The organism is Natrinema amylolyticum, assembly GCF_020515625.1.
GTDB classification, from domain to species: domain Archaea; phylum Halobacteriota; class Halobacteria; order Halobacteriales; family Natrialbaceae; genus Natrinema; species Natrinema amylolyticum.
The window spans coordinates 1,071,357-1,092,071 of sequence record NZ_JAIWPJ010000001.1; the positions used below are offsets into that span (position 1 = coordinate 1,071,357).

Sequence of the window (20,715 nt, forward strand, 5' to 3'; positions counted from 1 at the left end):
GTGGTGCTCAGTTACTCGGCTCGGGGAGTTTGTCCAGCTGGGTTTGCTGCCGCTCGTCCGTCAGTCCGAGGTAGTCCGCGTTTTCGACGAAATTCTCCTGACCGTAGTCGTGCAGGATCATCCGAAGGAACGCGGCCTCCTTGTCCGACGTGTCCTCCCAGGTGTAACAGTGGAGGTCGCGTGCGAGCGGATACGACGGGTCGGCCATCCGCTCTCGAGTGTACTCCGTGCCGTCGATCACGAGATTGACCATCGGCGCGCCGTCCGAGATAAACGCGAGGCCGGCGTAGCCGATCGCGTTGTCCGAGTTCTCCAGTACCGTCTGGACCTGCTGGTTCTCTCCGTGACGAGCGTCGACGCTCATGTCGGCGTCGGGATCACCGAGCACGTTGTTTCGGAATGACGTGTCCGTCCCGGAGCCCTCGGCGCGGCCGATGACCTGAATCTCCTTAGAGTCGCCACCGTAGTCCTCGACCTCGGTCCAGTTGCTGATCTCTCCCTGATAAATTCCCCGCACTTCCTCGATCGTAATCGATTCGAGACCGGCATCTTTGACCTCGCTGCTGACCATGATCGGCTGTGCGTCGACGCCGACGACGTGATCGACGAAGTCCGAGAGTTCGTCCTCGCTCCGGTCGGGGAACTCGGCCGCAACGGGGGCGCTCGCATCACCGATGTCTACCTGCCCGTTCTCGAGTTTCTCGAGGCCGACACCGGTGTGGTTCAGTCCGATCGAGGTCTCGAACGGTGGACCATCGCCGTCCGACTCGAAGCCGTAGAGACCGCCCCAGTACTCCGCGAGGTTCTGATCGGTATCGATATCGTAGTCGCTTGGCATCCAGTAGTCCTCGTCGCCGGCGGGCGGATTCGAGTTCCACAGCGATCCGGCTCTGCTCGTGATCGGGTAGACCGTCGACGAGCCGTCGGCCGAAAGCGACTCAGTGCTACTTCCGTCGTCGCTCCCGAGACAGCCGGCAGCCGTCACCGCACCGATCGCACCGGTCGCTGCGATGAACTTTCGTCGCGATACCCCGTCGACAGAGCGTCCGAACTGGTTGTCTGCCATCACGTGGTCAATTCGAGAGGGTATAAAAATACGATGCTATGAGCCGTATATATTACTCAGAGGGAACATACTCCTATATAGGTCTCAATCGGGGCGTCGGAAACGGTCCGGTCAGGCCTGCTACCGATCGTGTAACTAACGGAACACGGTCAGACGACGACGATCGGTCAGTGACTCGGCCCGCGAGCTACCGCCGTCAACGCCGGGCATCGAACACGACAGACGCCGTCCCGGTCGGTGATCCGACGTGAGTCCCCGCCCGTTGACTCCCGCCGCGTGCGGACCCAGAGTCGGGTCGTTCGCGCCCGTCTCCGGCACAACGGCGAGCGGATCAGAAATCGAACTATATCTATATACGACTATATTAGGCACTATCTATACGGGTATTGATACGGATATCTTCTCCTCAAGAGCGATCGAAACGACCGTTTCTGCGGCGGCTGTGTCCCGATCGGGGCGAGACTCTATAGAGACATGTATATTTATATTCCGGCATCCAAAACCCCGGCACATGGAAACGCGCAAGGTGCAGGTGACCGGCGGATCGACGTACACCGTCTCCCTGCCGAAGACCTGGGCGACGGATAACGACGTCAGCGCCGGAACGACCGTCGAGTTCTACCCCGAGGACGACGCGCTCTTGTTGACACCTCGCGACGAGACGGACCGACAGGAGGGCACGCTCGACATCTCGAGCCTCGAGGGCGAGCGCCTGACCCGGGCCGTGATGACGATGTACGTCAGCGGCTTCGACATCATCAGACTCGAGGCGGGCCGGATCACGACGGACCAGCGCCGGGCGATCCGCGACGCGACCCAGGGCCTGGTCGGCGTCGAGGTGTTAGAGGAGACGACCGACAGCGTGGTCATTCAGGACCTGCTGGACTCCTCGGAGCTGTCGATCGTCAACGCCGTCACGCGCATGCGCCTGATCGCCCAGTCGATGCTCGCAGACGCCGTCCGGGCGCTGATCGAGAACGACGACGACATCGCACACGACGTGATCGAGCGCGACGACGACGTCGACCGCCTCTGGCTGGTCGTCTCGCGGATCTTCCGCGCGACGCTTCGGTCGCCCCGCGCCGCCGAGGAACTCGGCGTCCCCCGCGAGGACTGTTTCGACTTCCACTCGAGCGCTCGCCAACTCGAGCGCGTCGCCGACCACGCCGCCAAGATCAGTAACATCGCGCTCAAACTCGACGAGATCCCCGAGCCGGTCGCCGAGGGCCTCGAGGAACTGCAGGCCGACGCCTCGACCGTCCTCGAGAAGGCGATGGACGCGCTGTTCGCTGACGAGACCGAGGAGGCCAACCGGCTCGGGCACGAGGCCCGCGAGGCCGTCCTCGAGATCGACGAGCACACCCGCCAGATCGACGACATGCTCCGGGACCTCGAGCCGGTGCAGGCCCAGTCACTGGGGTTGATCGTCGACTCGCTGTCCAGAAGCGCCGACTACGGCGGCAATATCGCCGAGACGGCGCTCCAGAAGGCCGCACCGCGACCTTGACGAGACGATCATACCGCGTGCGATCATTTTGCTCCGGGATCTCGCCGTAAATGAGTGAGTGGTGCTAGTGAACGGGTGTATGGTCCAGTGGATTTTGACGGGGATACGTGAGGAGAGAAGTGTCCTGCTACCGTGGCGACAGGGAATCGCCACGCCCTCCCCAGCCGATTCGCTCACGCCTCCGGCGCTCGCTCATCCCTCGCGCAGTGTTATCAACCGACCTCACCATCGTTCGGTCGGCCGACAGTGCGCGCCACTGCACGCCGGTTAATTGGTCCGGAGTAAGACAGCGAGCTCCTGTACTGACCATGCGTTTCAGGAGATATTCTTCACGAAGAACTCGTGTGGCCCTCTACTGATCGTCTCTCGGCACGCCTGCTGGACCCCGTGACGGATGCCGAACGGCTCGAGTCGGCGTCCGGTGCGTTCACTTCCGCCCTCCTCCGGGAACGCTTTTTACGCCCCGACTCGAAAGGCGAGTGATGGAACTCGACGATCATGCCGAGGATCTCGCCTCCGACCTCGGTGTTGACAAAGAGGAGGTCAAAGACGACCTGCAGAACCTGGTGGAGTACAGCGTCCCGGTCGACGAGGCCAAGCAGAGCCTCCGACGGAAGTACGGCGACGGGTCCAGCGGCGGTGGCGGAACGCCGTCCGCGAAGGACATCGCCGAGATCGCGCCCGACGATAGCAACGTTACCGTCACGGGCGTCGTCCTCACCGCGGGCGAGCGATCGATCCGCTATCAGGGCTCCGATCACGTCATCGTGGAAGGGCGACTGGCCGACGAGACCGGCGTCATCGACTACACGGCGTGGGAGGACTTCGGCCTCGAGCCGGGCGACACGATCACCGCGGGCAACGCGGGCGTCCGCGAGTGGGACGGCGAACCCGAACTCAACCTCGGCGAGAGCACCTCGCTGTCCTTCGAGGCCGACTCGCTCGAGGTTCCCTACGAGATCGGCGGCGACGCTCAACTGGCCGACCTCCGGACCGGCGATCGTGCGGTCACGATCGAAGTCACCGTCCTCGAGTGCGAGCTCAAGACGATCGACGGTCGCGACGGGGAGACGGACATCCTGAGCGGCGTCTTCGGCGACGAGAGCGGCCGCCTCCCGTTCACGAACTGGGATCCGGCCCCCGAAATCGAGGACGGCGGCACGGTTCGCATCGAGAACGCCTACGTCCAGGAGTTCCGGGGCGTCCCCGAAGTCAACGTCTCGGAGTTCTCGACGGTCACTGCGCTCGACCGAGAGATCGACGTCGGCAGTAACACCTCGACGATGGACGTCGGCGACGCCGTCGCCACCGGCGGGATCTACGACGTCGAAGTCGTGGGCAATCTGCTCGCGGTCCGGGACGGCTCCGGCCTCATCCAGCGCTGTCCGGAGTGTTACCGGGTCATCCAGAAGGGACAGTGTCGAACGCACGGCGACGTCGACGGGATCGACGACATGCGCGTCAAGGGAATCCTCGACGACGGCACCGGCACCGTCACTGTCGTCCTCGACGACGAACTCACCGAGCGAGTCTACGGCGGGACCCTCGAGGACGCCTTAGAGCAGGCTCGCGAGGCGATGGACCAAGAGGTCGTCGCGGATCGCATCCGCGAGCGCATCGTCGGTCGCGAGTACCGCGTGCGCGGTCACCTCTCGGTCGACGAGTACGGCGCGAATTTGGACGCCGAGATCTTCGAAGAGAGCGACGACGATCCGGCCGCCCGTGCGACGGCCTTCTTAGAGGAGGTGGACGCATGAGCGCGAACGGCAACGGGAACGGCGACGGTGACGACGAGATCCCGGGACGAGAACTCGCGTACCGACTCTTCGCCGCCGAGTACGACGACGCCTCGCTCTCCTACGCCGAGAGCGACGAAGAGCGGGCACCCAACTACGTGATCACGCCGACCGGTGCACGACTCAACCGCGTCTTCGCCGTCGGGACGCTGACCGAAGTCACGTCGGTCAACGACGAGATGGTGCGCGCCCGCGTCGTCGATCCCACGGGCGCGTTCGTCGTCTACGCCGGCCAGTACCAGCCCGACGAACTGGCGTTCTTAGAGCAGACCGAGCCGCCCGCATTCGTCGCGGTGACGGGCAAAGCTCGGACCTTCCAGCCCGACGACTCGGATCAGGTCTACACCTCGATCCGCCCCGAGAGCATTGCCACGGTCGACGCCGACACCCGGGACCGCTGGGTCGTCAGTGCGGCCGAACAGACGCTCGACCGTATCGGGACCTATGCTGGAGCCGCAGAACTCGGTGTGACTGACGAGGCGCTGACCGACGCCCTGCTCGAGGCCGGCGTCGAATCCGGTCTCGCAGCGGGGATTCCGCTCGCGCAGGACCACTACGGAACGACGCCGTCGTACCTCGCGGCGCTCCGGAACTGCGCCCTCGAGGCCTGCGAAGTCGTCGCGGGCGACCGCGATCAGGTGAGCGGGCTCGACGTCGCACCGGATGCGACGAGTCCCGAGTTCGACGCGACGTTCGTCTCACTCGCCGACCTCGATGGCGTCGATATCGAGGCGCTCGAGGCCGGTGTCGAACCCGAACCCGACGCCGACGCCGACGCAGCGCCGACGGAACCCGTCGCGGCCGCGGCCGGCGGGAGCGGCGCGGCGGCCGACCCCGAGGACGCACATTCGGGCTCCGCGGCCGGAACGGCGACCAGTGACGGTTCCGACGTGACCGAAACTGCCGACATCGACGTCGAATCCGAGACTGAGACCGGAACGACCGAGATCGAGTCCGAGCCCGATACCGACGCGGCCGAACCCGACCTCGAAGCGGACTCGAGCGAGACCGACGGATCGGTCGTCACCGACGACGCCGATGACTCGAATGTCGCCGCCGATGTCACCGAGACGACGGCTACCGAGTCGGCGGCCGACCCCGAACCGGTCGGTGACGAGACCGACTCCGACGGCGAGACGCTCGAGACCGAGCCCGCCGAGACGACGGCCGACGCCGCCGAGGGGTCCGACGACGTCGCCGAGTCGGCGGCCGACGACGGCGACGACGAACTCGGCGATTTCGACGCCGGCGACGTCGACGACAGCATGTACGAGATGGACGAGGAGGAACGCGAACAACTCGAGGAGGAGTTCGGTGCGGAGTTCACGACCGGGAGCGAAGTCGAGGAGCCCGGCGAGGCCGATATCGACGTTCCCGACTCGGAAGACGTCGACGCCGGCGAACCGGCTGGCGAATCGGCATCGAGCGAGAACGGGTCCGCAGCCGACGACGATACCGCCGGTACACAGGCCGCCGACTCCGACGACGATCTCGGCGCGCCGCCGGAGTCCGGACTCGAGGCCGAAGCCGAATCGGAACCGGAATCGGGCGCGGACGAGCCAGCGACCGACGACTCCGAGGCCGACGACTCCGAGGCCGAACCGGCCGACGACGTCGACCTCGAGGACTACGTCGTCGAAACGATGGAGGAACTCGACGACGGCGACGGTGCCGACCGGACGACGGTGATCGAGCGGGTCGCTGCCGACACCGGCGCGTCCGCCGACGACGTCGAAAACGCCATTCAGGACGCCCTGATGGGCGGCCAGTGTTACGAGCCCGACGACGAGACGCTGAAAGCGATCTGATCGGGCGACGATGCGAGACGATCCCCGACGTGCCGCTGCGGAGTCCGCGTCGACGCCCGCTCGAGTCGAACCCGTTCCCGGTGAACCGGCCGCGACCGCGGTAATCGGGGGCGAACGCGCCCTGCTCGTCGCCGACTATCACGCCGGCTACGAGGCCGGGCTGCGATACGAGCGCGGCGTCGACGTTCCCAGTCGGGCACCTGACCGGCGCGAGCGACTCGTGTCGCTGCTCGAGCGCACCGACCCCGACCGATTGGTCGTCCTCGGCGACCTCATGCACTCGATCGGCGACCCGGGCGGGGCCGAACGCGGCGAGCTCGAGGTGCTGTTCGAATCGTTCGCGGCCGATCTCGCAGTGACTGTCGTCAAAGGCAACCACGACGGCCGGATCGAGACCTGGCTCGCGGATGGCGACGATATCGAAGCGGCCGTCGACGTCGTCCCAGGCGATGGTATCGCCCTCGGCGATGTCGGGATCTGTCACGGGCACACGTGGCCCTCGCGGGCCGCCCTCGAGAGCGACGTGCTCTGTCTGGGTCACGAACATCCCTGCGTCCGACTCGAGGACGAGGTCGGCGGCAGCCGCGTCGAACGCGCGTGGCTCCGCGGACGGCTCGATCCGGCCCCGTTTCGCGACCGGTCCGAATACGAGGGGGTCTCGTGGCTCGAGCGTGCTGACGAATCGCCGCCGAAGGCGATCGTCGTACCGGCGTTCAACGACCTCGTCGGGGGGACGTGGATCAACGTGACCGGACAGTCGTTTCTCTCGCCGTTTCTCCCGGCGGGGCTGGCCGAGGGCGAGGCCTACCTGCTGGACGGGACGCGGCTCGGACCATACGACTCAGTGTGACGAACGTCGACTTCCCGCGTTCGGCTACCGCTGGACCGTCCTCGATCTGATCTCGTCGCCCTCGCGCCACTGATAGTAGTGATATTCGGTGTCGCCGATTTCCGTCACCGAGACCGTCGCACGCTCCGGGACGCCCTCGGGATACGCGTCCGGATCGGCTGCCGATTCCGATTCGCTCTCGCCTCGCGCTTCCTTCCACGCAGCTACGTCGTCGATGTACGCACTCACTGTCCGGAGCGTCGCTGCGTCTCGCTCGAGGAGTTCCGCGAGTACCTCGCCGTCCACGCCGTCCAGTTCCGGTGGTGGTGTCGGTCGCTCGTCCGCGGTCATATACGCCGATGACGGACGGTCGCCGTAAAACGTCGTCTTTCGCCTCGAGATCGCTTCGCTCGAGACGCTTGTGATCAGTTGACTCGGTCCATATTGAGTCCTAGTATCCGTTGGTACCCAATTACGTGTGGATTTATATACACGAACGAGGTGCCTATAGCTGACAATGAGTTCACAGCAACACCGCTCCGCGACACAGATCGATCCGGTTCCCGACGACCTCGAGTCAGCACAGGCGAAACTCGTCTACATCTATCTCGACGTGGTCGAGGGCGCAACGGTCGACGAACTGGAGGAGATACTGGCGATGAAGAAGATCAACATTCTGAGTATACTGAACTCGCTTTCGAGTGCCGGCTACGTCGAACGGACCGGGTCGGAGTACGCCGCGAACTGACCGGGAGGCAGTGCCACCGACAGCGTCGAGTCGTTGTTCTCGCCGTGCCGTCGAAAATGAAATCGATTCGCGGGGAGTCGCTTCGGTGCGGGCATCGGGTTCCACGCCGTCGGAGCGACGGTGCCGAGAGCCAGCGGTCGTCGCAGTCGGTCAGTTAGAACGTCTCGAGGTAGCGGTCGAGTTCCCAGTCGGAGACGTCGACGAGGTAGTCCTCGAACTCCTGGCTCTTGGCCTCGACGAACTTGGGTCCGACGTGCTCGCCGAGCGCGCTGTAGATGACTTCGTCCTCCTCTAAGGCCTCGACGGCCTCGCCGAGGTTCGTCGGCAGCGTGTCGATGCCGTACTCCTCGCGTTTCTCCTCGTCGAACTCGTAGATGTTCTCTCGGACCGGGTCGGGGCAGTCGAGGTCGCGCTCGACGCCGTCGAGACCCGCGTGGATGAGCGCCGCGAGCGCGAGGTAGGGATTACACGATGGATCGGGGAAGCGGGCCTCGATGCGCGAGGCGGCCGGGACGCGGGCGGCCGGCTTGCGGATCAGCGCCGAGCGGTTACGGTCCGACCAGGCGACGTAGACCGGTGCCTCGTAGCCGGGCACCAGGCGCTTGTAGCTGTTGACGGTAGGGTTCGAGACCGCCGTGATCGCCGGTGCGTGCTCGAGGATCCCGGCGATAAAGGAGTGGGCGGTCTCCGAGAGGTCGAACTCGTCGTCCTCGTCGTGGAACGCGTTCTCGCCGTCCTCGAACAGCGAGAGGTGCGTGTGCATGCCCGAGCCGTTGATGCGCGGGATCGGTTTCGGCATGAACGTCGCGTGCTGGTCGTGCTTGGCGGCGATCGCGCGGACGACGGTCCGGAACGTCGCGACGTTGTCGGCCGTCGAGAGCGCGTCGTCGTACTCGAAGTTGATCTCGTGTTGGCCCTTGGCGACCTCGTGGTGGCTCGCTTCGATCTCGAAGCCCATGTCCTCGAGGCCGTAGATGATGTCCCGGCGAACGTCGCTGGCGAGGTCTTTCGGCGCGAGGTCGAAGTAGCCGCCGTGGTCGCCCGTCTCGGTCGTCGCGCGGCCGTCCTCGTCCTCTTCGAAGAGGAAGAACTCCGGCTCGGGTGCGGCGTTGACCGTGTATCCGAGCTCGTCGGCGCGCTCGAGGGCGTTCTTGAGAACGCGTCGCGGATCGCCCTCGAAGGGCTCGCCCGTCGACGTATCGATGACGTCACAGATCATGCGGGCCGACGCGCCGTCCTCGCGGTTCTGCCACGGGAGGACCGCGAACGTGTCGGGATCGGGTTTGAGCCGCATGTCCGACTCCTGAATGCGCACGAACCCTTCGATCGAGGAGCCGTCAAAGTAAATCCCCTCGGTGAAGGCCTTCTCGGCCTGTCGGGCCGGCACGGAGACGTTCTTGACCGTCCCCAGAATGTCGGTAAACTGCAGGCGAAGGAAGTCGATGTCTTCCTCCTCGATTTCGTCCAGTACCTCCTCTTCCGCAGCGGTCAGATTTCCGTTCGTCATCTTCTGCTCGCCTAAGCCAACGGATTCTACTATTAAAACTCTACTGTTGTTGGCGAATATCCGCAAATAGCTCGAAAAGTGGTCAAACGTACGTTGTAATATGATATATTCGGAGTGCGGATGACATCGGACGAAAAACTCACGTCAAAATTGAATAGTCGTTCGGATGCCGCCATCACCACCGTCGGTAATTGTCGCTTGCGGTCGGTCCGGCCGTCGCTCGACGAATCGGTTAGCGGGTTCCGAAACGCCCGCGGATACCAGCGGTCGCTCCGACACCGACGAACGCGGCCAGACTCGAGACCCCGACGTCGACGCTCACTCGCCAGATCGCCGCCGACGCGCGGACCGCCCGCTCCCAGGCCACCAGTGGTCCGTTCGTCGCTCGCTCGCGCGATGAATTGGTCGACTGCGGCCGTTTCGCGAGCGTCGTCTCACAACCGGGGCAGACGTACGCATCGTACCGGTCTCGAGATTCCACTAGCCAGTCACCGTCGACCGGACTCGAGTGGTCGCACTCCCAGCAGAACAGCGTCGCTTTCCGGGGGGTCGGCGCACCGTCGTCGTGGTCAGTTGCGGGCCGAGTCATCGAGCGTTGGTACAGGACCCAGCTATAAAGTCACACTCCGTAATCAGTTCACACAATACAATTTCCCGGTGAATCTTCGATACGACACCGTCAACCGAGCCGGGAAATGCGCAGTGGTCACGTGACTCTGGCCCACGAGTGACCGACGAGGCCGTCGCTCTCGAGTCGCCTCGACGTCCGTCAGGGGTTTCCGCCGAGGATCCGTAGCCGCGACTATGGCCGCAACCAGCAAACCGAGCCGATTTGAGACGGGCGAAGAGCTCGACGAGTTCGTGGCGAGCCACGACGTTGCGCTCGTGGAGTTCTACACCAGCGGCTGTGCGCTGTGTCAGGCGATGGAACCGGTACTCGGTAACGTCGCCCGCGCGACGGACGTCGCGATCGGAATGGTCAATCCCGGCGACGACATCGAACTCGTCGACCGGTTCGACATTCGGTCGGTGCCGACGCTGATCCTGTTCGAGGACGGAGCGGAGACCGCGCGGCTGGCGGAGGGGTTCCAGGGCGGTGACGCGGTGACCGACTTCCTCGAAACCCACGTTCCGACCGCCGTCGACGCCGACTGAGGCGAGTAGTCGACGGCGCGTCGATCGACACACCCTTCTCACCGCTCACTCGAATTCGTCTATCGTGTCCGACCGGCGACGGTGGTCGACGAGAACGGCTCGCCCGACGGCCGCCACCACCTCGGCTCCTGAGATCGCCGGTCGACAGGGAGAGGAGACGGCGGCAGAACGGACGATACCGAACGGTCGCCCGCCGGACTCGAGATTCGAATTGATCGATTGCGCGTGCGGGCACGAGGAAGGTCTGCCGCCCGCGTCGAACTCGTGCGGCTACTCGTCGGGCTCGAGTTCGCTCGGATCGAGGTCGCCTGCGAGGTACCGCTCGCCCGCGTCGGTGATCTCGTAGACGCCGGGCATGTGGCGTTTCAGGAGGCCGTACTTGGCCAGTTCTCGACACCGGTAGGCCGCGAACTTCCCGGGGCAGATCCCCTCCTCTTCGAACTGGCTCGGCTCGAAGACGTCCTCCGACTGTATGAACTCGAGGATGCGCCCGTCGGCGGCGTCCATCCACCTGGCGTCGATTTCCGATCCGGCGTCGGCATAGATCGGGGCTCCGGCCTTCGTCTCGACAACGTGTCCACCCTCCGCGTGGCTGTGAGCCTCCGTTTCGACCGTGATATCGGTGTCTGTCTCGACACCGGTGTCCCTCTCCGCATCGGCGTCGGAAGTGTGGTCGTCCATGTGGGGACGTTGGATCCCCTTCCAGGAGTATGTTTACGTCTCGGTTCGCCGGGAGAGTACAGCGCGGGCGTCTCGATCGGTACGGCTCCCCGGTTTCGGACGATACGCTGCGCGTGAGAGGAAGAACGCGTCCGGTTACGACTGCGACCGCTCCGGTACGTCGTAATCGACGTGAACGTTCGGGGTGGTCGCCGGCGTCCGGCCCGTGATCCCGCGATCGACAAATGTCACGTCAGTCAACTCGCCGCTGAACCGAACCGTCACCGTGCCGTTCTCGACCGTTCCCTCGACCGTCGTCCCCGAGAGGACGGTCACGTCAGTCACCTCGTCCTCGTCGGCCGGTTCGATCTCGCCGTCGACAGTGAGTTCGAAACTCGAGGGCACTCCCTGACCGATGATCGTCAGCGTGTTCGGGAGGGTGCTCGCACCGGCACTGTCCGCTCCCGTCCTCGTCGCTGCGACGGTCGCCGTCGCGGTCGTGTCGGTGCTGTAGAATGCTGCGTCCTCGGTCTCGCTCTCGGCTGCGACGACCCCGGTATCGGGGTCGACTGTCGCTTTCTCGCGTGCCATATGGTGGGTAGAGTCGGGTATGACAGTATAAGCCTTCTCACTGAACTAACGGTCGGATCCGACGAAATATATCCTCTCGAGCGGAACGTCGACGAAATTTTGAACGAACGCGCTGGATTTCGCTCTCGTCGATCGAGGGCATCGACCACTCGCTCCTCGTTACGATTGCAGGGGCAATGCTTGTCCCAGCGATTACCGTAGTCGATGGGTATGGATTCGAAACGGCCCGACGTCCGACTCGACGACAAGCCCGATGAGGACGGTCTCGTCACCAAACGGGACCGAGAGGATCGATCCGCCCGCTCGCTCGTCGACAGGATCCGCGAGTACTTCAGTCGCTGATTCGAGGGCGGTCAACGGGCCGAGAGCGTTCAGTCGGCGTCCTCGAGGAGTCCGAGTTCGGTGGCGACGAGATCCGCGATGCGGTCGGCGACATCGGGATCGACCTCGGCGACGTCGTCGCCGTCGTGGAGCTGGTTATTGTGTCGTTCGATCGCGTCGGCGACGTCCGAGAGCGGAACGCGGGAAGTCGTTTCACAGTCAGGACAGACGACCGGGACGCGCGGCGCGTCCCCGTCCGACTCGCTTGTGTTCGTCATTTGTCGGGTATCTCGCGTCGACCGGTAAAACCTAATTGGTTCGAGCGACGGCTGAGTCGCGTCGCCGTTCGGAGCGGTCAGCCGGTCAGCATTGCTATGCTATACCAAGTCATATCGGCCGTTCACCGAATTCTGCCGTCCGTTTCCGCCGCTTTTCCCGCGAATTGGCCAGCAGTATTATTGTGGTCCGAGCGAACAGTCAGGTAGACGGGGGGTACGACAGTCTGTCGGTGGGTGACCCCATCCGATCCGTCCGCCCCGTCGTGACGTGCGAGGAGCTCCATGGTTCCCGGCTACATCTGTAGCCGTTCCCTGTCTTTCGGCCGACTCGTCTCTCGCCGAGTCGTGACACCGTACTGGATTCCGTCCGAATCGAACTGTGACCCGAACCGACGCGCCTCGAGTCCGGCGTTAGCCGCGGTTGCGGTGGCGCGCAAGGACGGCGACCGACAGCGCAATGAGGGCCGCGAGCGCGCCGAACCCGGGCATCGGACTGTCGTCTTCGGGTTCGTCGTCGATCTGCTGGTCGCTCGCGTTCGTGGTGTCGTTCGTCTCGTCCGTCTCGTCCATCTCGTTCACGTCCGAATCGGTCGTATTCGAGCCACCGGGGTCGGACCCGCCGCCGGTCGCTGCGTCGAGTTGCAATACGACGACGACTTGTCCGTGAGAGGCCTCGGTCCGGTAGGTCCAGCCGCCGCCGGCGTCCTCGTAGGGCTCCGCGGCGGTGACCGGATCGATGTCAGTGTCCCAGCCGTCGCCTTCGGGGACCTGCTGGATGTATCCGGCGACGTCGATCTCGTCGGCGTGTTCGCCGCTGATCTCCGCTTCGCCGTACTCGATAGTCGCGTCTTCGGGATTCCCGTGCAGTTCGATACAGTGAGAGTCCATGTATCCGTCACCCTGGGCGACGTCCGGGCTCGTTCCGAACTGGTCGGCATCGAGCGGGCGATCGTAGTGGTCGGTCATGGGGAACTGGACGGTCATCGGATCCGCGTGAGAGTGCCAACTCGTGACGTCGTTCGTCGGGATCGTGACGGACGTGTTCGGCACCGACTCGCCGACAACGTGATCACCGTTTTCGTTGACTAGCGTGACACAGACCTTACCGGAGCCGTCTCCGAGGTACGGACTCCGGTACTCGTCACGCGGGTTCTCGTAGCTGACCCAGCTGCCGTCCTCGGCAGCTGCCTCGAAGTAGGGATCGCCCGGCTCCGGTGCGGGCTCGACGTACTCCTCTTCGGAGACGGAACTGTTCGAATCCGGATCGACGATACCCGCGGACGCGCCAGCTCCCGTCGCGATGAGACTCCCGATTACGGCCAGGCCGAGTCCGAGCGCGAGCAGCCCGCGCCACCCGCCGGGAAACGGACTACGCGATCCTCGTGATCCGAGCATGGTCACTTCCCGCCCCCGGTTTCGGTTCCGTGTGAATTGATCGGACAACTGTTCCGCGACGACGACTGTCGTGTGACAGTACCGGTCATCAAACTGAGGTACCGGATTCGCCGTTCTATATATGAGCAGCGTACCCGGGGAGTAGCAGGCTGCTACCCGGAGTAGGCGGCCGTTTGAACGATCAGTTGCAATCGAAACCGGTCGCTACCGGACTCACCGTTGGAATGGGTACCGGACTCGCCATCGAGATCACTCGCGGCCGGTATCGCTTCCGACCCGGCTTGCGAACTGGCCTCCTGCTCCGTGGGTCCGCATCGTCTCTGGGAGCGAGAGTTGTTGTATGTAATCCAGCTTGGTGTGGTTAGATAGTATAGAGTTCTGGTAGATTGGATTCAGTTAAACTTAACACCCATCATTTGGCAGTGAGTGGTATGGCAGAGAACGACAGTGATTTCGAGCGTATCTTGACGAAGAAAGACCTCTTCGTGCTCGCGTTCGGTGCGATGATCGGCTGGGGATGGATCATCCAGACCGGGTTCTGGATCGACGAAGCCGGTGTGACCGGCTCCGTTCTCGGCTTCGTCGTGGGCGCGATTATGGTCAGTATCGTCGGACTAATTTACGGCGAACTCGCCTCCGCGCTGCCGTTCGTCGGCGGAGAACACGTGTACAGCTTTCGGGCGCTCGGTCCGCTTTGGTCGTTCGTCTGCACGTGGTCGCTCGTCCTCGGCTACGTCGGCGTCGTCGTGTTCGAGGTCGTCGCACTGCCGTCCGCGATGGCATATATCGTCCCCGGATTCAACGTCCTCGAGCTCTGGACGGTCGCCGGTGAGCCGGTGTACGCGTCCTGGATTCTCGTCGGCGGGATCGGTGCGATCGTGATGACGGCGCTCAACTATCGCGGCGTGAAACCCGCGGCGCAGTTCCAGACGTTCCTGACGCTCGTCATCGCCCTCGCCGGGATCATGCTCGTCGTCGGGGCACTGTTCAACGGGCAGACACAGGCGAACCCGCCGCTCTCGGACGTCGGGACGGCCGGCGTCGCCACGGTCGCGATCATGACGCCGTTCATGTTCGTCGGGTTCGACGTGATCCCGCAGTCGGCCGAAGAAGCGGACGTCCCGCCCCGTCTCATCGGACTTCTCATTCCGGCGTCGGTCACGCTGGCCGCACTGTTCTACATCGGCGTCATCTGGGCGTCCGGGCAGGCGATGCCCGGCGTCGAACTCGTCGAGAGCCCGCTGCCGGCCGCCGCAGCCATGGAAACGATCTTCGATAGCCAACTAATCGGTCGTATCATGGCGCTGGCCGGAATCGCGGGGATCCTCACGAGCTGGAACTCCTTCCTGCTCGGGGCCAGTCGTGCCGTCTTCGCGCTCGCCGATTCCGGCATGATCCCGAAGCGGATCAACACGCTCCACCCCGAGTACAACACGCCCTCGACCGCCGTCCTCCTCATCGGCGGCCTCTCGGTCTTCGCACCGCTGTTCGGCGAACAGATGTTGGTCTGGATCGTCAACGCGAGCGGGCTCGGCCTCGTCGTCGCGTGGTTCCTCGTGGTCGTTTCCTTCTTCGTGCTCCGCCGTCGCGAGCCCGAACTGAACCGACCGCTCGAGCTCCCGTTCGGCTACGCGTTCGGTGCCGCCGGACTCGTCCTGACGCTCGGATTCATCGGGCTCTACCTCCCGGGCGGCCCGTCGGCGCTCGTCTGGCCCTACGAATGGGGGATCGTCCTCTTCTGGGCGCTGCTCGGCGTAGTCCTCTACGGCAGCTCGTCGACGGACGCGGACCTCGAGCTGGCGGATCTGGAGACGGAGGAACTCGAGTAGTCGGTTGATCGAGACCGACTCGTTGACCCGAACGGCTCCTCGAGCGGCCGAGGCGACGATTCGACCGTTCAGTCCTCGTCGACCGTCGACTCCACGAGCGTTTCCAGTTCGAAGTCGTTCAGCGGATGCGGTTCGTCTTTGACGGTTTCGACGACGAACTGCGAACTCGTCCGAACGACTTCGTCGATCGCTTCGTAGTCGCTGATGAGGCGATGAACCATCTCGCGATCCGACAGGTGAGCGATGACGATGAAGTCGGTATCGCCCATCGTGAAGTACACCTGATTGACGCCCTCGATGGCAGCGAGTTGCTCCCCGACCTCCTCGTGATACTGTTTGTCGTACTCCGCGATGACCTCCGAGATGACCGTGATCTCGAGGCCGAGTTTCTCGAGGTCGACGTCGAACAGATCGTTGGCCACGATCCCGTCCTCTTTGAGTTTCGTGAGTCGATAGTGGACGGTCGACTTCGGAATGTCCGTGTGGTTCGAGATCTCGTCCGGACTGCCCGTTCCCAGTTCCGCGATGGCCTGTAGAATGCGAACGTTTCGCTCGTCCATATCCCGCATGAGGGAGCGGGCGAATAAACAACGTTCGAACGTGAGTCGCGATAGCGGACGAAAGTCGAATCCAGTTCGACGGTTCGATCGACCGACCGTCCCGAGTCTGTCGGTTGATCGGCGAACGCCCCCTCGAACTGCGCCATATATCGGACTAAGTACTATATAGTATATTTTATTAGGATAGAGTCCAGGTATAGCCACTATGTCCGAACAACAATCCGATTCGTCCGTCGACGGGAGATCGAATTCGTCCGTCGAGTCGACGTACGACGACCACGTGATGCCGATCTGGAAATCGCTCGACATCCCCGTCGAGCGGGCCTCGGGGTGTACGCTCGAGGACTTCGAGGGCAACGAGTACCTCGATCTCTTCTCGGGGATCTCGGTGACGAACGTCGGGCACGGGAACGACGCCGTCGTCGACGCCGCGACCGAGCAACTCGAGGAGTTCGTCCACGGCTGTTCGTACGTCCATCCCAACGAGCCGGTCGCGGACCTCGCCGAACGGATCGCCGACGTGACGCCGGGCGATCTGCAGAAGAGCTTCTTCTGTAACTCCGGGACGGAGGCCGTCGAGGGGGCCGTCAAGCTCGCGCGGAAGTACACCGACTCGAAGGAAGTGATCGCACTCGAGATGGGATTCCACGGCCGCACCCTCGGCAGTCTGGCGCTGACGGGGAACAAGGCCTACAAAGAGGGGATGGCCCCGACGCTCAACGACGTCGCCCACACCGCGCCGCCGTACGGCTACCGCTGTCCGCGCTGTGACGGCGATGAGTGCGACGCCAGTTGTGCCGACGAACTCGAGCGGATCATCGGCTCGCACACCAGCGGCGATCTCGCGGCGGTCGTCGTCGAACCGGTCATGGGCGAAGCGGGGATCATCGTCCCGCCGGAGGGGTGGCTCGAGCGGGTTCAGGAGATCGCCCACGACCACGACGCACTGCTCATCGCCGACGAAGTCCAGACCGGTTACGGTCGGACCGGCGAACTGTTCGCGAGCAGCCACTTCGACGTCGAACCGGACATCCTGACACAGGCGAAGGGGATCGCGAACGGTCTGCCGCTCGGCGCGTTCACTGCCTCCGAAGAAATCGCGGACGCCTTCGAGTCCGGCGACCACCTCTCGACGTTCGGCGGCAACCCCGTCGCCTGCGCCGCCGCGCTGGCGACCATCGACGAACTGCAGGACGGAATCGTCGACAACGCCCGCGAGCAGGGCCAGTGGCTCGAGACCGAACTCGCGGCGCTCGAGGACGAGTACGACGTCGTCGGACAGACGCGCGGACTCGGACTGATGTGGGGCGTCGAGCTCGTAGACCCGGGAACGACGGGGCCGCGGAACGTCGCACCGCGACCGGACAACGAGCTGGCGTCGGCCGTCAGCGACCACCTCCGCGAGGAGTCCGACGTCGTGATCGGCGTCGGCGGCTACTACAAGAACGTCATGCGCTTCCAGCCGCCGCTGACCATCTCGCGCGAGCAACTCGAGTACGCCGTCGACGAGCTCCGGACGGCCCTCGAGACGGTCGCCTGAGTCGTCGAGAGCGCCGGGGTAGCAGCGAACGCGGAGGGAATTTTGAGAGAGGCCGTGACGGTACGCCGACGCGGCGGCCGACCACCGGCCGATCGACGGCGCGGCAGGAGTCAGTTCGGGACGGTTCTCGAGCGAGACGTATCGCGGTTCGGGGACGCTTTCTGTGGCTCCAGCGCGTGGCTCACCCGTCGGGATCGTCTTCGAACGAGACCGTCGACAGCGACCCGTCGACGGCGGTGAACTCAGTGCTCCCGCACCGACAGCCGTCCCGACTACCGATCGGACGGAGTTTCTCCTCGGCTAACTCGAGCGCTGCGTAGAGGGATCCACACTGCTCGCAGGCGGCTATCGTTCGTCGATTATCGTCGCTCTCGTCCATCGTCGCGGTGGTACGTCGGGAAAGTGACTACAAGAATTCGCCGTGAGCACGAGAGCGACATCGAGAGTGTTACTACGGCCGAAACAACAGCCGAGTATCGTCGGTCGACGCTCTCGGCGGCGACTCGAGCGATGGCCAGTATGCGGCTGCAGACGCGCCGAATAGGCCTCGGGAGCCGAAGCGAATCCGCCGTCTAAGGGCGGGAACAGAGCGCGAGAGCGGCGATACCGTAACCGGATTCGCGCGGGAGCGGGCCACGCGAGCGCCGGCCGACCGCTTTTCTGACGGCTGGTGATAGCTCCGGCCATGAGCGACGACGGACCGAGCCGCGACCGGGTACAGGACCGTTCCGAACAGCGTAAGTCCGAGCGGGCCGACCACACCGAATCGATCCTCGAGGACGTCGAGCGCCACCTCGGTGAGATGGAGTATCCGATCACGAGCGAGGAGATCGCCTCGGAGTACGGCAACGAGCCGATCGACATGCCCAACGAGACGGAGTCGCTGGGGAGCGTCTTCGATCGACTGGCGGGCGAGCAGTACGAGTCGCCCGAAGAAGTCCGCGAAGCGGTCTACGGCGAGATCACCGGCGAGGCCGGGAGCCCCAACGAGGCCAACGCCGAACGCGATCTCGACGAACTGGACGAGGAGAAACAGGGCTCGCTCAGTGAGAGCGGCGGCGGCACGTACTGACCGCCGGGACAGCGACTCGTCGAACGCCGTTTCCCGCCCGAGCACCGTGCTGTCGGGCGGATTGCGATAGCAGAACGGATTTACGTTCGGGTCACCTGTTTTCGCGTATGGATTACGAATCGAGTCTCGACCGAGCGATGGAGGACGTCCCCGATATCGGGGGCGACGAACAGCGACTGCAGATCCCCGACCCGCAGCCACAGAAAGACGGCGCGTTCACGCGAGTGACGAACCTCGACGAGATCGCCGGCGTCCTCTCGCGGGACACCGAACACCTCCACCGGTTCATCCAGCGCGAACTGGGGACCAGCGGCAAACTCGAGGACGGCCGCGGCCGATACAACGGGACCTTCTCGCAGACGGACCTCGACGCGGCGATCGACGCCTACGTCGACGAGTACGTCCTCTGTTCGGAGTGTGGGCTGCCGGACACTCGTCTCGTCCGCGAGGATCGGACGCCGATGCTGCGCTGTGACGCCTGCGGTGCGTTCCGCCCGGTCACCAAGCGCTCGACCAGCAGCACGCAGCAACAACAGCAGGACGCCGTCGAGGAGGGCAACACCTACACGGTCGAGATCACCGGTACCGGCCGCAAGGGCGACGGCGTCGCCGAGAAGGGCAGCTACACGATCTTCGTCCCCGGCGCGGAGGAGGGCGACGTCGTGGACATCTACATCAAGAACATCTCGGGCAACTTGGCGTTCGCCCGCCTCGACTGACGCCGCGATTCGATTCGTTCGATTTTCTCGACGACCGCCGACGAACCGATAGCGCAGCGGCCGTCACCGCGCGGATTCGGGGATCGCGTCCGGCAGGCAGACGACCTTTTCGCGCCCGAGCCGGTAGCGGTCGATGACATCGCGCTCCTCTAAGTCCGAGAGGAGGCGGCTGAGCGTGGCGTGTGCCCAGCCGTAGCGGTCGGCGAACCGCCGCTGTTTGATCCGACCGCCGTGTTCGACGAGGACGGCGCGAACGTACTCCTCGGGCGTGACGCCGTACTCGAGGACATCGCTCCTGCTCGTGGGGCCGCTCTCGGGATCGACGATTCCGCTCGCGATCGAATGGTCGTCGTCCGATCCCGCCGACTCCTCGCCGGGAGGGCCGTCGTTCGGGGGATCCGCGGCGGCCTCGAGCCGTCCCGATCGCGCCGCGAACCGTCGCCGGTATCGAGTCGCCGATTCCGCGGCGCGTCGGGTCGCTCCCGCGGGGTCGACCGAGTCGAGACAGATCCGAACCGTCCGTTCGACGGCGGTCACGAGCCGGGAACCGATCGGTGTGCGTCGTCGATTCATCGTGTTTCCCGCTGGCGACCGTGTACTCAAAGCGGTATGCACAAAACCGTCCAAACAACCCCCGCCGGGATACCGCGAAATTAAAGTTAGGTTGTGCTAGTCACACTGGTGTGGGAGTATCGTTCGACCTCTTCGGAACGCTGGTGACCGCCGACCGCCCGGACGACCCGGCCGACGCCGTCGCGACGGAACTCGCGAAGCGAGACGTCGCAGTCCCCGACGACTGGGCCGCGGCCTACGCGGAGCCACACGTCGACGCGCCCGAGGGCGCGGAGGTGCCGCTTCCAGCCCACGTCTCTCGCGCGCTCGCGAGTCGCGATGTGGACTACGAGCACAACGCCGCCAGGCGGGCCGTCGTCGCGGCGTTCGATCCGACCGTCGAGACCAGACCGGGCGCGCTCGAGGCGGTCGACGCCGCTCGAGAGCGGGGGCCGGTCGCGATCTGTTCGAACTGCAGCGTCCCGGAGTTAGTCGGCCGCACGCTCGTCAGGTCCGACTTCGAGCGCGACGATTTCGACGCGATCGTCACGAGCGTCGGCTGTGGCTGGCGCAAACCCGCGCCCGAAATCTTCGACCAGACCGCCGACGAACTCGGCGTCGCCGCCGCCGACCTCGTCCACGTCGGCGACGATCCGCGGACCGACGGCGGGATCGAGGCCGTCGGCGGCACGGCGCTGCTTCTCGAAGATCTCTCGCTCACGGACGTGCCGGCGCGACTGGCGGCGCTGACGCCGGACGAACACAGCAGTAATGACTGAGCG

Annotated in this window: 23 protein-coding genes; 12 read left to right on the forward strand and 11 right to left on the reverse strand. The window is 64.5% G+C overall.

All coding sequences use genetic code 11. The features are described 5' to 3' along the window. Positions 1-7: 7 nt before the first annotated feature. Positions 8-1,066, reverse strand: a complete 1,059-nt coding sequence (locus tag LDH66_RS05205) for a substrate-binding domain-containing protein (protein WP_226480004.1) — start codon at positions 1,064-1,066, stop codon at positions 8-10. A 511-nt stretch (positions 1,067-1,577) separates the two neighbouring features. Here LDH66_RS05205 and LDH66_RS05210 point away from each other — a divergent pair. The 4 genes from LDH66_RS05210 (at position 1,578) to LDH66_RS05225 (ending at position 7,027) form a co-directional block, all read left to right on the forward strand. Further along, the gene (locus LDH66_RS05210; RefSeq protein ID WP_226480005.1) at positions 1,578-2,573 is read left to right on the forward strand and encodes a phosphate signaling complex PhoU family protein; all 996 of its coding nucleotides are present in this window, start codon (positions 1,578-1,580) and stop codon (positions 2,571-2,573) included. Between the two features lie 482 nt (positions 2,574-3,055). Then, positions 3,056-4,330, forward strand: coding sequence for a Single-stranded DNA binding protein (locus LDH66_RS05215; protein ID WP_226480006.1), 1,275 nt, complete (start codon positions 3,056-3,058; stop codon positions 4,328-4,330). Continuing rightward, positions 4,327-6,177, forward strand: a complete 1,851-nt coding sequence (locus LDH66_RS05220) for a hypothetical protein (RefSeq protein WP_226480007.1) — start codon at positions 4,327-4,329, stop codon at positions 6,175-6,177. The genes LDH66_RS05215 and LDH66_RS05220 overlap by 4 nt, the downstream gene beginning before the upstream one ends. 10 nt (positions 6,178-6,187) lie before the next feature. Further along, positions 6,188-7,027, forward strand: coding sequence for a metallophosphoesterase (locus LDH66_RS05225; RefSeq protein WP_226480008.1), 840 nt, complete (start codon positions 6,188-6,190; stop codon positions 7,025-7,027). Between the two features lie 24 nt (positions 7,028-7,051). Here LDH66_RS05225 and LDH66_RS05230 read toward each other — a convergent pair whose 3' ends face one another. Continuing rightward, positions 7,052-7,357, reverse strand: coding sequence for a hypothetical protein (locus tag LDH66_RS05230; RefSeq protein WP_226480009.1), 306 nt, complete (start codon positions 7,355-7,357; stop codon positions 7,052-7,054). 166 nt (positions 7,358-7,523) lie between these two features. Between LDH66_RS05230 and LDH66_RS05235 the strand changes: the two genes are divergently transcribed. Continuing rightward, positions 7,524-7,754, forward strand: a complete 231-nt coding sequence (locus LDH66_RS05235) for a helix-turn-helix domain-containing protein (protein ID WP_226480010.1) — start codon at positions 7,524-7,526, stop codon at positions 7,752-7,754. 154 nt (positions 7,755-7,908) lie between these two features. Here the strand turns inward: LDH66_RS05235 and glnA are convergent, their stop codons facing one another. Continuing rightward, on the reverse strand, positions 7,909-9,261 hold the full coding sequence (gene glnA, locus LDH66_RS05240) for a type I glutamate--ammonia ligase (RefSeq protein WP_226480011.1): 1,353 nt from the start codon (positions 9,259-9,261) through the stop codon (positions 7,909-7,911). Between the two features lie 232 nt (positions 9,262-9,493). Next, positions 9,494-9,850 (reverse strand): DUF8106 domain-containing protein, encoded by a 357-nt coding sequence (locus LDH66_RS05245; RefSeq protein ID WP_226480012.1) that lies wholly within the window; start codon positions 9,848-9,850, stop codon positions 9,494-9,496. A 215-nt stretch (positions 9,851-10,065) separates the two neighbouring features. On the opposite strand from LDH66_RS05245, the gene LDH66_RS05250 reads away from it, so the two are divergent. Next, positions 10,066-10,416 (forward strand): thioredoxin family protein, encoded by a 351-nt coding sequence (locus tag LDH66_RS05250; RefSeq protein ID WP_226480013.1) that lies wholly within the window; start codon positions 10,066-10,068, stop codon positions 10,414-10,416. A 270-nt stretch (positions 10,417-10,686) separates the two neighbouring features. On the opposite strand, the gene LDH66_RS05255 is transcribed toward LDH66_RS05250, so the two are convergent. Together LDH66_RS05255 and LDH66_RS05260 are read right to left on the reverse strand one after the other, a co-directional pair. After that, positions 10,687-11,097 carry a hypothetical protein gene (locus LDH66_RS05255; RefSeq protein ID WP_226480014.1) on the reverse strand — a complete coding sequence of 137 codons (411 nt, stop codon included), beginning with the start codon at positions 11,095-11,097 and terminating at the stop codon, positions 10,687-10,689. Between the two features lie 135 nt (positions 11,098-11,232). Further along, the gene (locus LDH66_RS05260) at positions 11,233-11,667 is read right to left on the reverse strand and encodes a hypothetical protein (protein WP_226480015.1); all 435 of its coding nucleotides are present in this window, start codon (positions 11,665-11,667) and stop codon (positions 11,233-11,235) included. Positions 11,668-11,877: 210 nt separating this feature from the next. Between LDH66_RS05260 and LDH66_RS22865 the strand changes: the two genes are divergently transcribed. Continuing rightward, positions 11,878-12,009 (forward strand): hypothetical protein, encoded by a 132-nt coding sequence (locus tag LDH66_RS22865; RefSeq protein WP_264182207.1) that lies wholly within the window; start codon positions 11,878-11,880, stop codon positions 12,007-12,009. Positions 12,010-12,038: 29 nt separating this feature from the next. Here LDH66_RS22865 and LDH66_RS05265 read toward each other — a convergent pair whose 3' ends face one another. Both LDH66_RS05265 and LDH66_RS05270 read right to left on the reverse strand, forming a co-directional pair. After that, positions 12,039-12,266 carry a DUF8149 family protein gene (locus LDH66_RS05265; protein WP_226480016.1) on the reverse strand — a complete coding sequence of 76 codons (228 nt, stop codon included), beginning with the start codon at positions 12,264-12,266 and terminating at the stop codon, positions 12,039-12,041. 411 nt (positions 12,267-12,677) lie between these two features. Continuing rightward, a complete protein-coding gene (locus LDH66_RS05270; RefSeq protein WP_226480017.1) occupies positions 12,678-13,661 on the reverse strand; it encodes a PGF-CTERM sorting domain-containing protein in 984 nt (327 codons plus the stop codon). A 431-nt stretch (positions 13,662-14,092) separates the two neighbouring features. Between LDH66_RS05270 and LDH66_RS05275 the strand changes: the two genes are divergently transcribed. Next, the gene (locus LDH66_RS05275) at positions 14,093-15,490 is read left to right on the forward strand and encodes an APC family permease (protein ID WP_226480018.1); all 1,398 of its coding nucleotides are present in this window, start codon (positions 14,093-14,095) and stop codon (positions 15,488-15,490) included. A 68-nt stretch (positions 15,491-15,558) separates the two neighbouring features. On the opposite strand, the gene LDH66_RS05280 is transcribed toward LDH66_RS05275, so the two are convergent. After that, positions 15,559-16,050, reverse strand: coding sequence for an Lrp/AsnC family transcriptional regulator (locus LDH66_RS05280; protein ID WP_226480019.1), 492 nt, complete (start codon positions 16,048-16,050; stop codon positions 15,559-15,561). Positions 16,051-16,255: 205 nt separating this feature from the next. Between LDH66_RS05280 and LDH66_RS05285 the strand changes: the two genes are divergently transcribed. Next, positions 16,256-17,590: an aspartate aminotransferase family protein gene (locus LDH66_RS05285; RefSeq protein WP_226480020.1), complete on the forward strand. Its 1,335-nt coding sequence runs from the start codon at positions 16,256-16,258 to the stop codon at positions 17,588-17,590. A gap of 181 nt (positions 17,591-17,771) precedes the next feature. On the opposite strand, the gene LDH66_RS05290 is transcribed toward LDH66_RS05285, so the two are convergent. After that, positions 17,772-17,969 (reverse strand): hypothetical protein, encoded by a 198-nt coding sequence (locus LDH66_RS05290; protein ID WP_226480021.1) that lies wholly within the window; start codon positions 17,967-17,969, stop codon positions 17,772-17,774. A gap of 306 nt (positions 17,970-18,275) precedes the next feature. Here LDH66_RS05290 and LDH66_RS05295 point away from each other — a divergent pair, with 306 nt between their 5' ends. Beyond that, positions 18,276-18,662, forward strand: coding sequence for a DUF5789 family protein (locus LDH66_RS05295; protein ID WP_226480022.1), 387 nt, complete (start codon positions 18,276-18,278; stop codon positions 18,660-18,662). 107 nt (positions 18,663-18,769) lie between these two features. Then, complete coding sequence (locus tag LDH66_RS05300) at positions 18,770-19,381, forward strand: translation initiation factor IF-2 subunit beta (protein ID WP_226480023.1); 612 nt, start codon at positions 18,770-18,772, stop codon at positions 19,379-19,381. A 63-nt stretch (positions 19,382-19,444) separates the two neighbouring features. Here LDH66_RS05300 and LDH66_RS05305 read toward each other — a convergent pair whose 3' ends face one another. Continuing rightward, positions 19,445-19,954 carry a helix-turn-helix transcriptional regulator gene (locus LDH66_RS05305; protein ID WP_226480024.1) on the reverse strand — a complete coding sequence of 170 codons (510 nt, stop codon included), beginning with the start codon at positions 19,952-19,954 and terminating at the stop codon, positions 19,445-19,447. 110 nt (positions 19,955-20,064) lie between these two features. On the opposite strand from LDH66_RS05305, the gene LDH66_RS05310 reads away from it, so the two are divergent. Continuing rightward, positions 20,065-20,712: an HAD family hydrolase gene (locus tag LDH66_RS05310; protein ID WP_226480025.1), complete on the forward strand. Its 648-nt coding sequence runs from the start codon at positions 20,065-20,067 to the stop codon at positions 20,710-20,712. Positions 20,713-20,715: the final 3 nt, after the last annotated feature.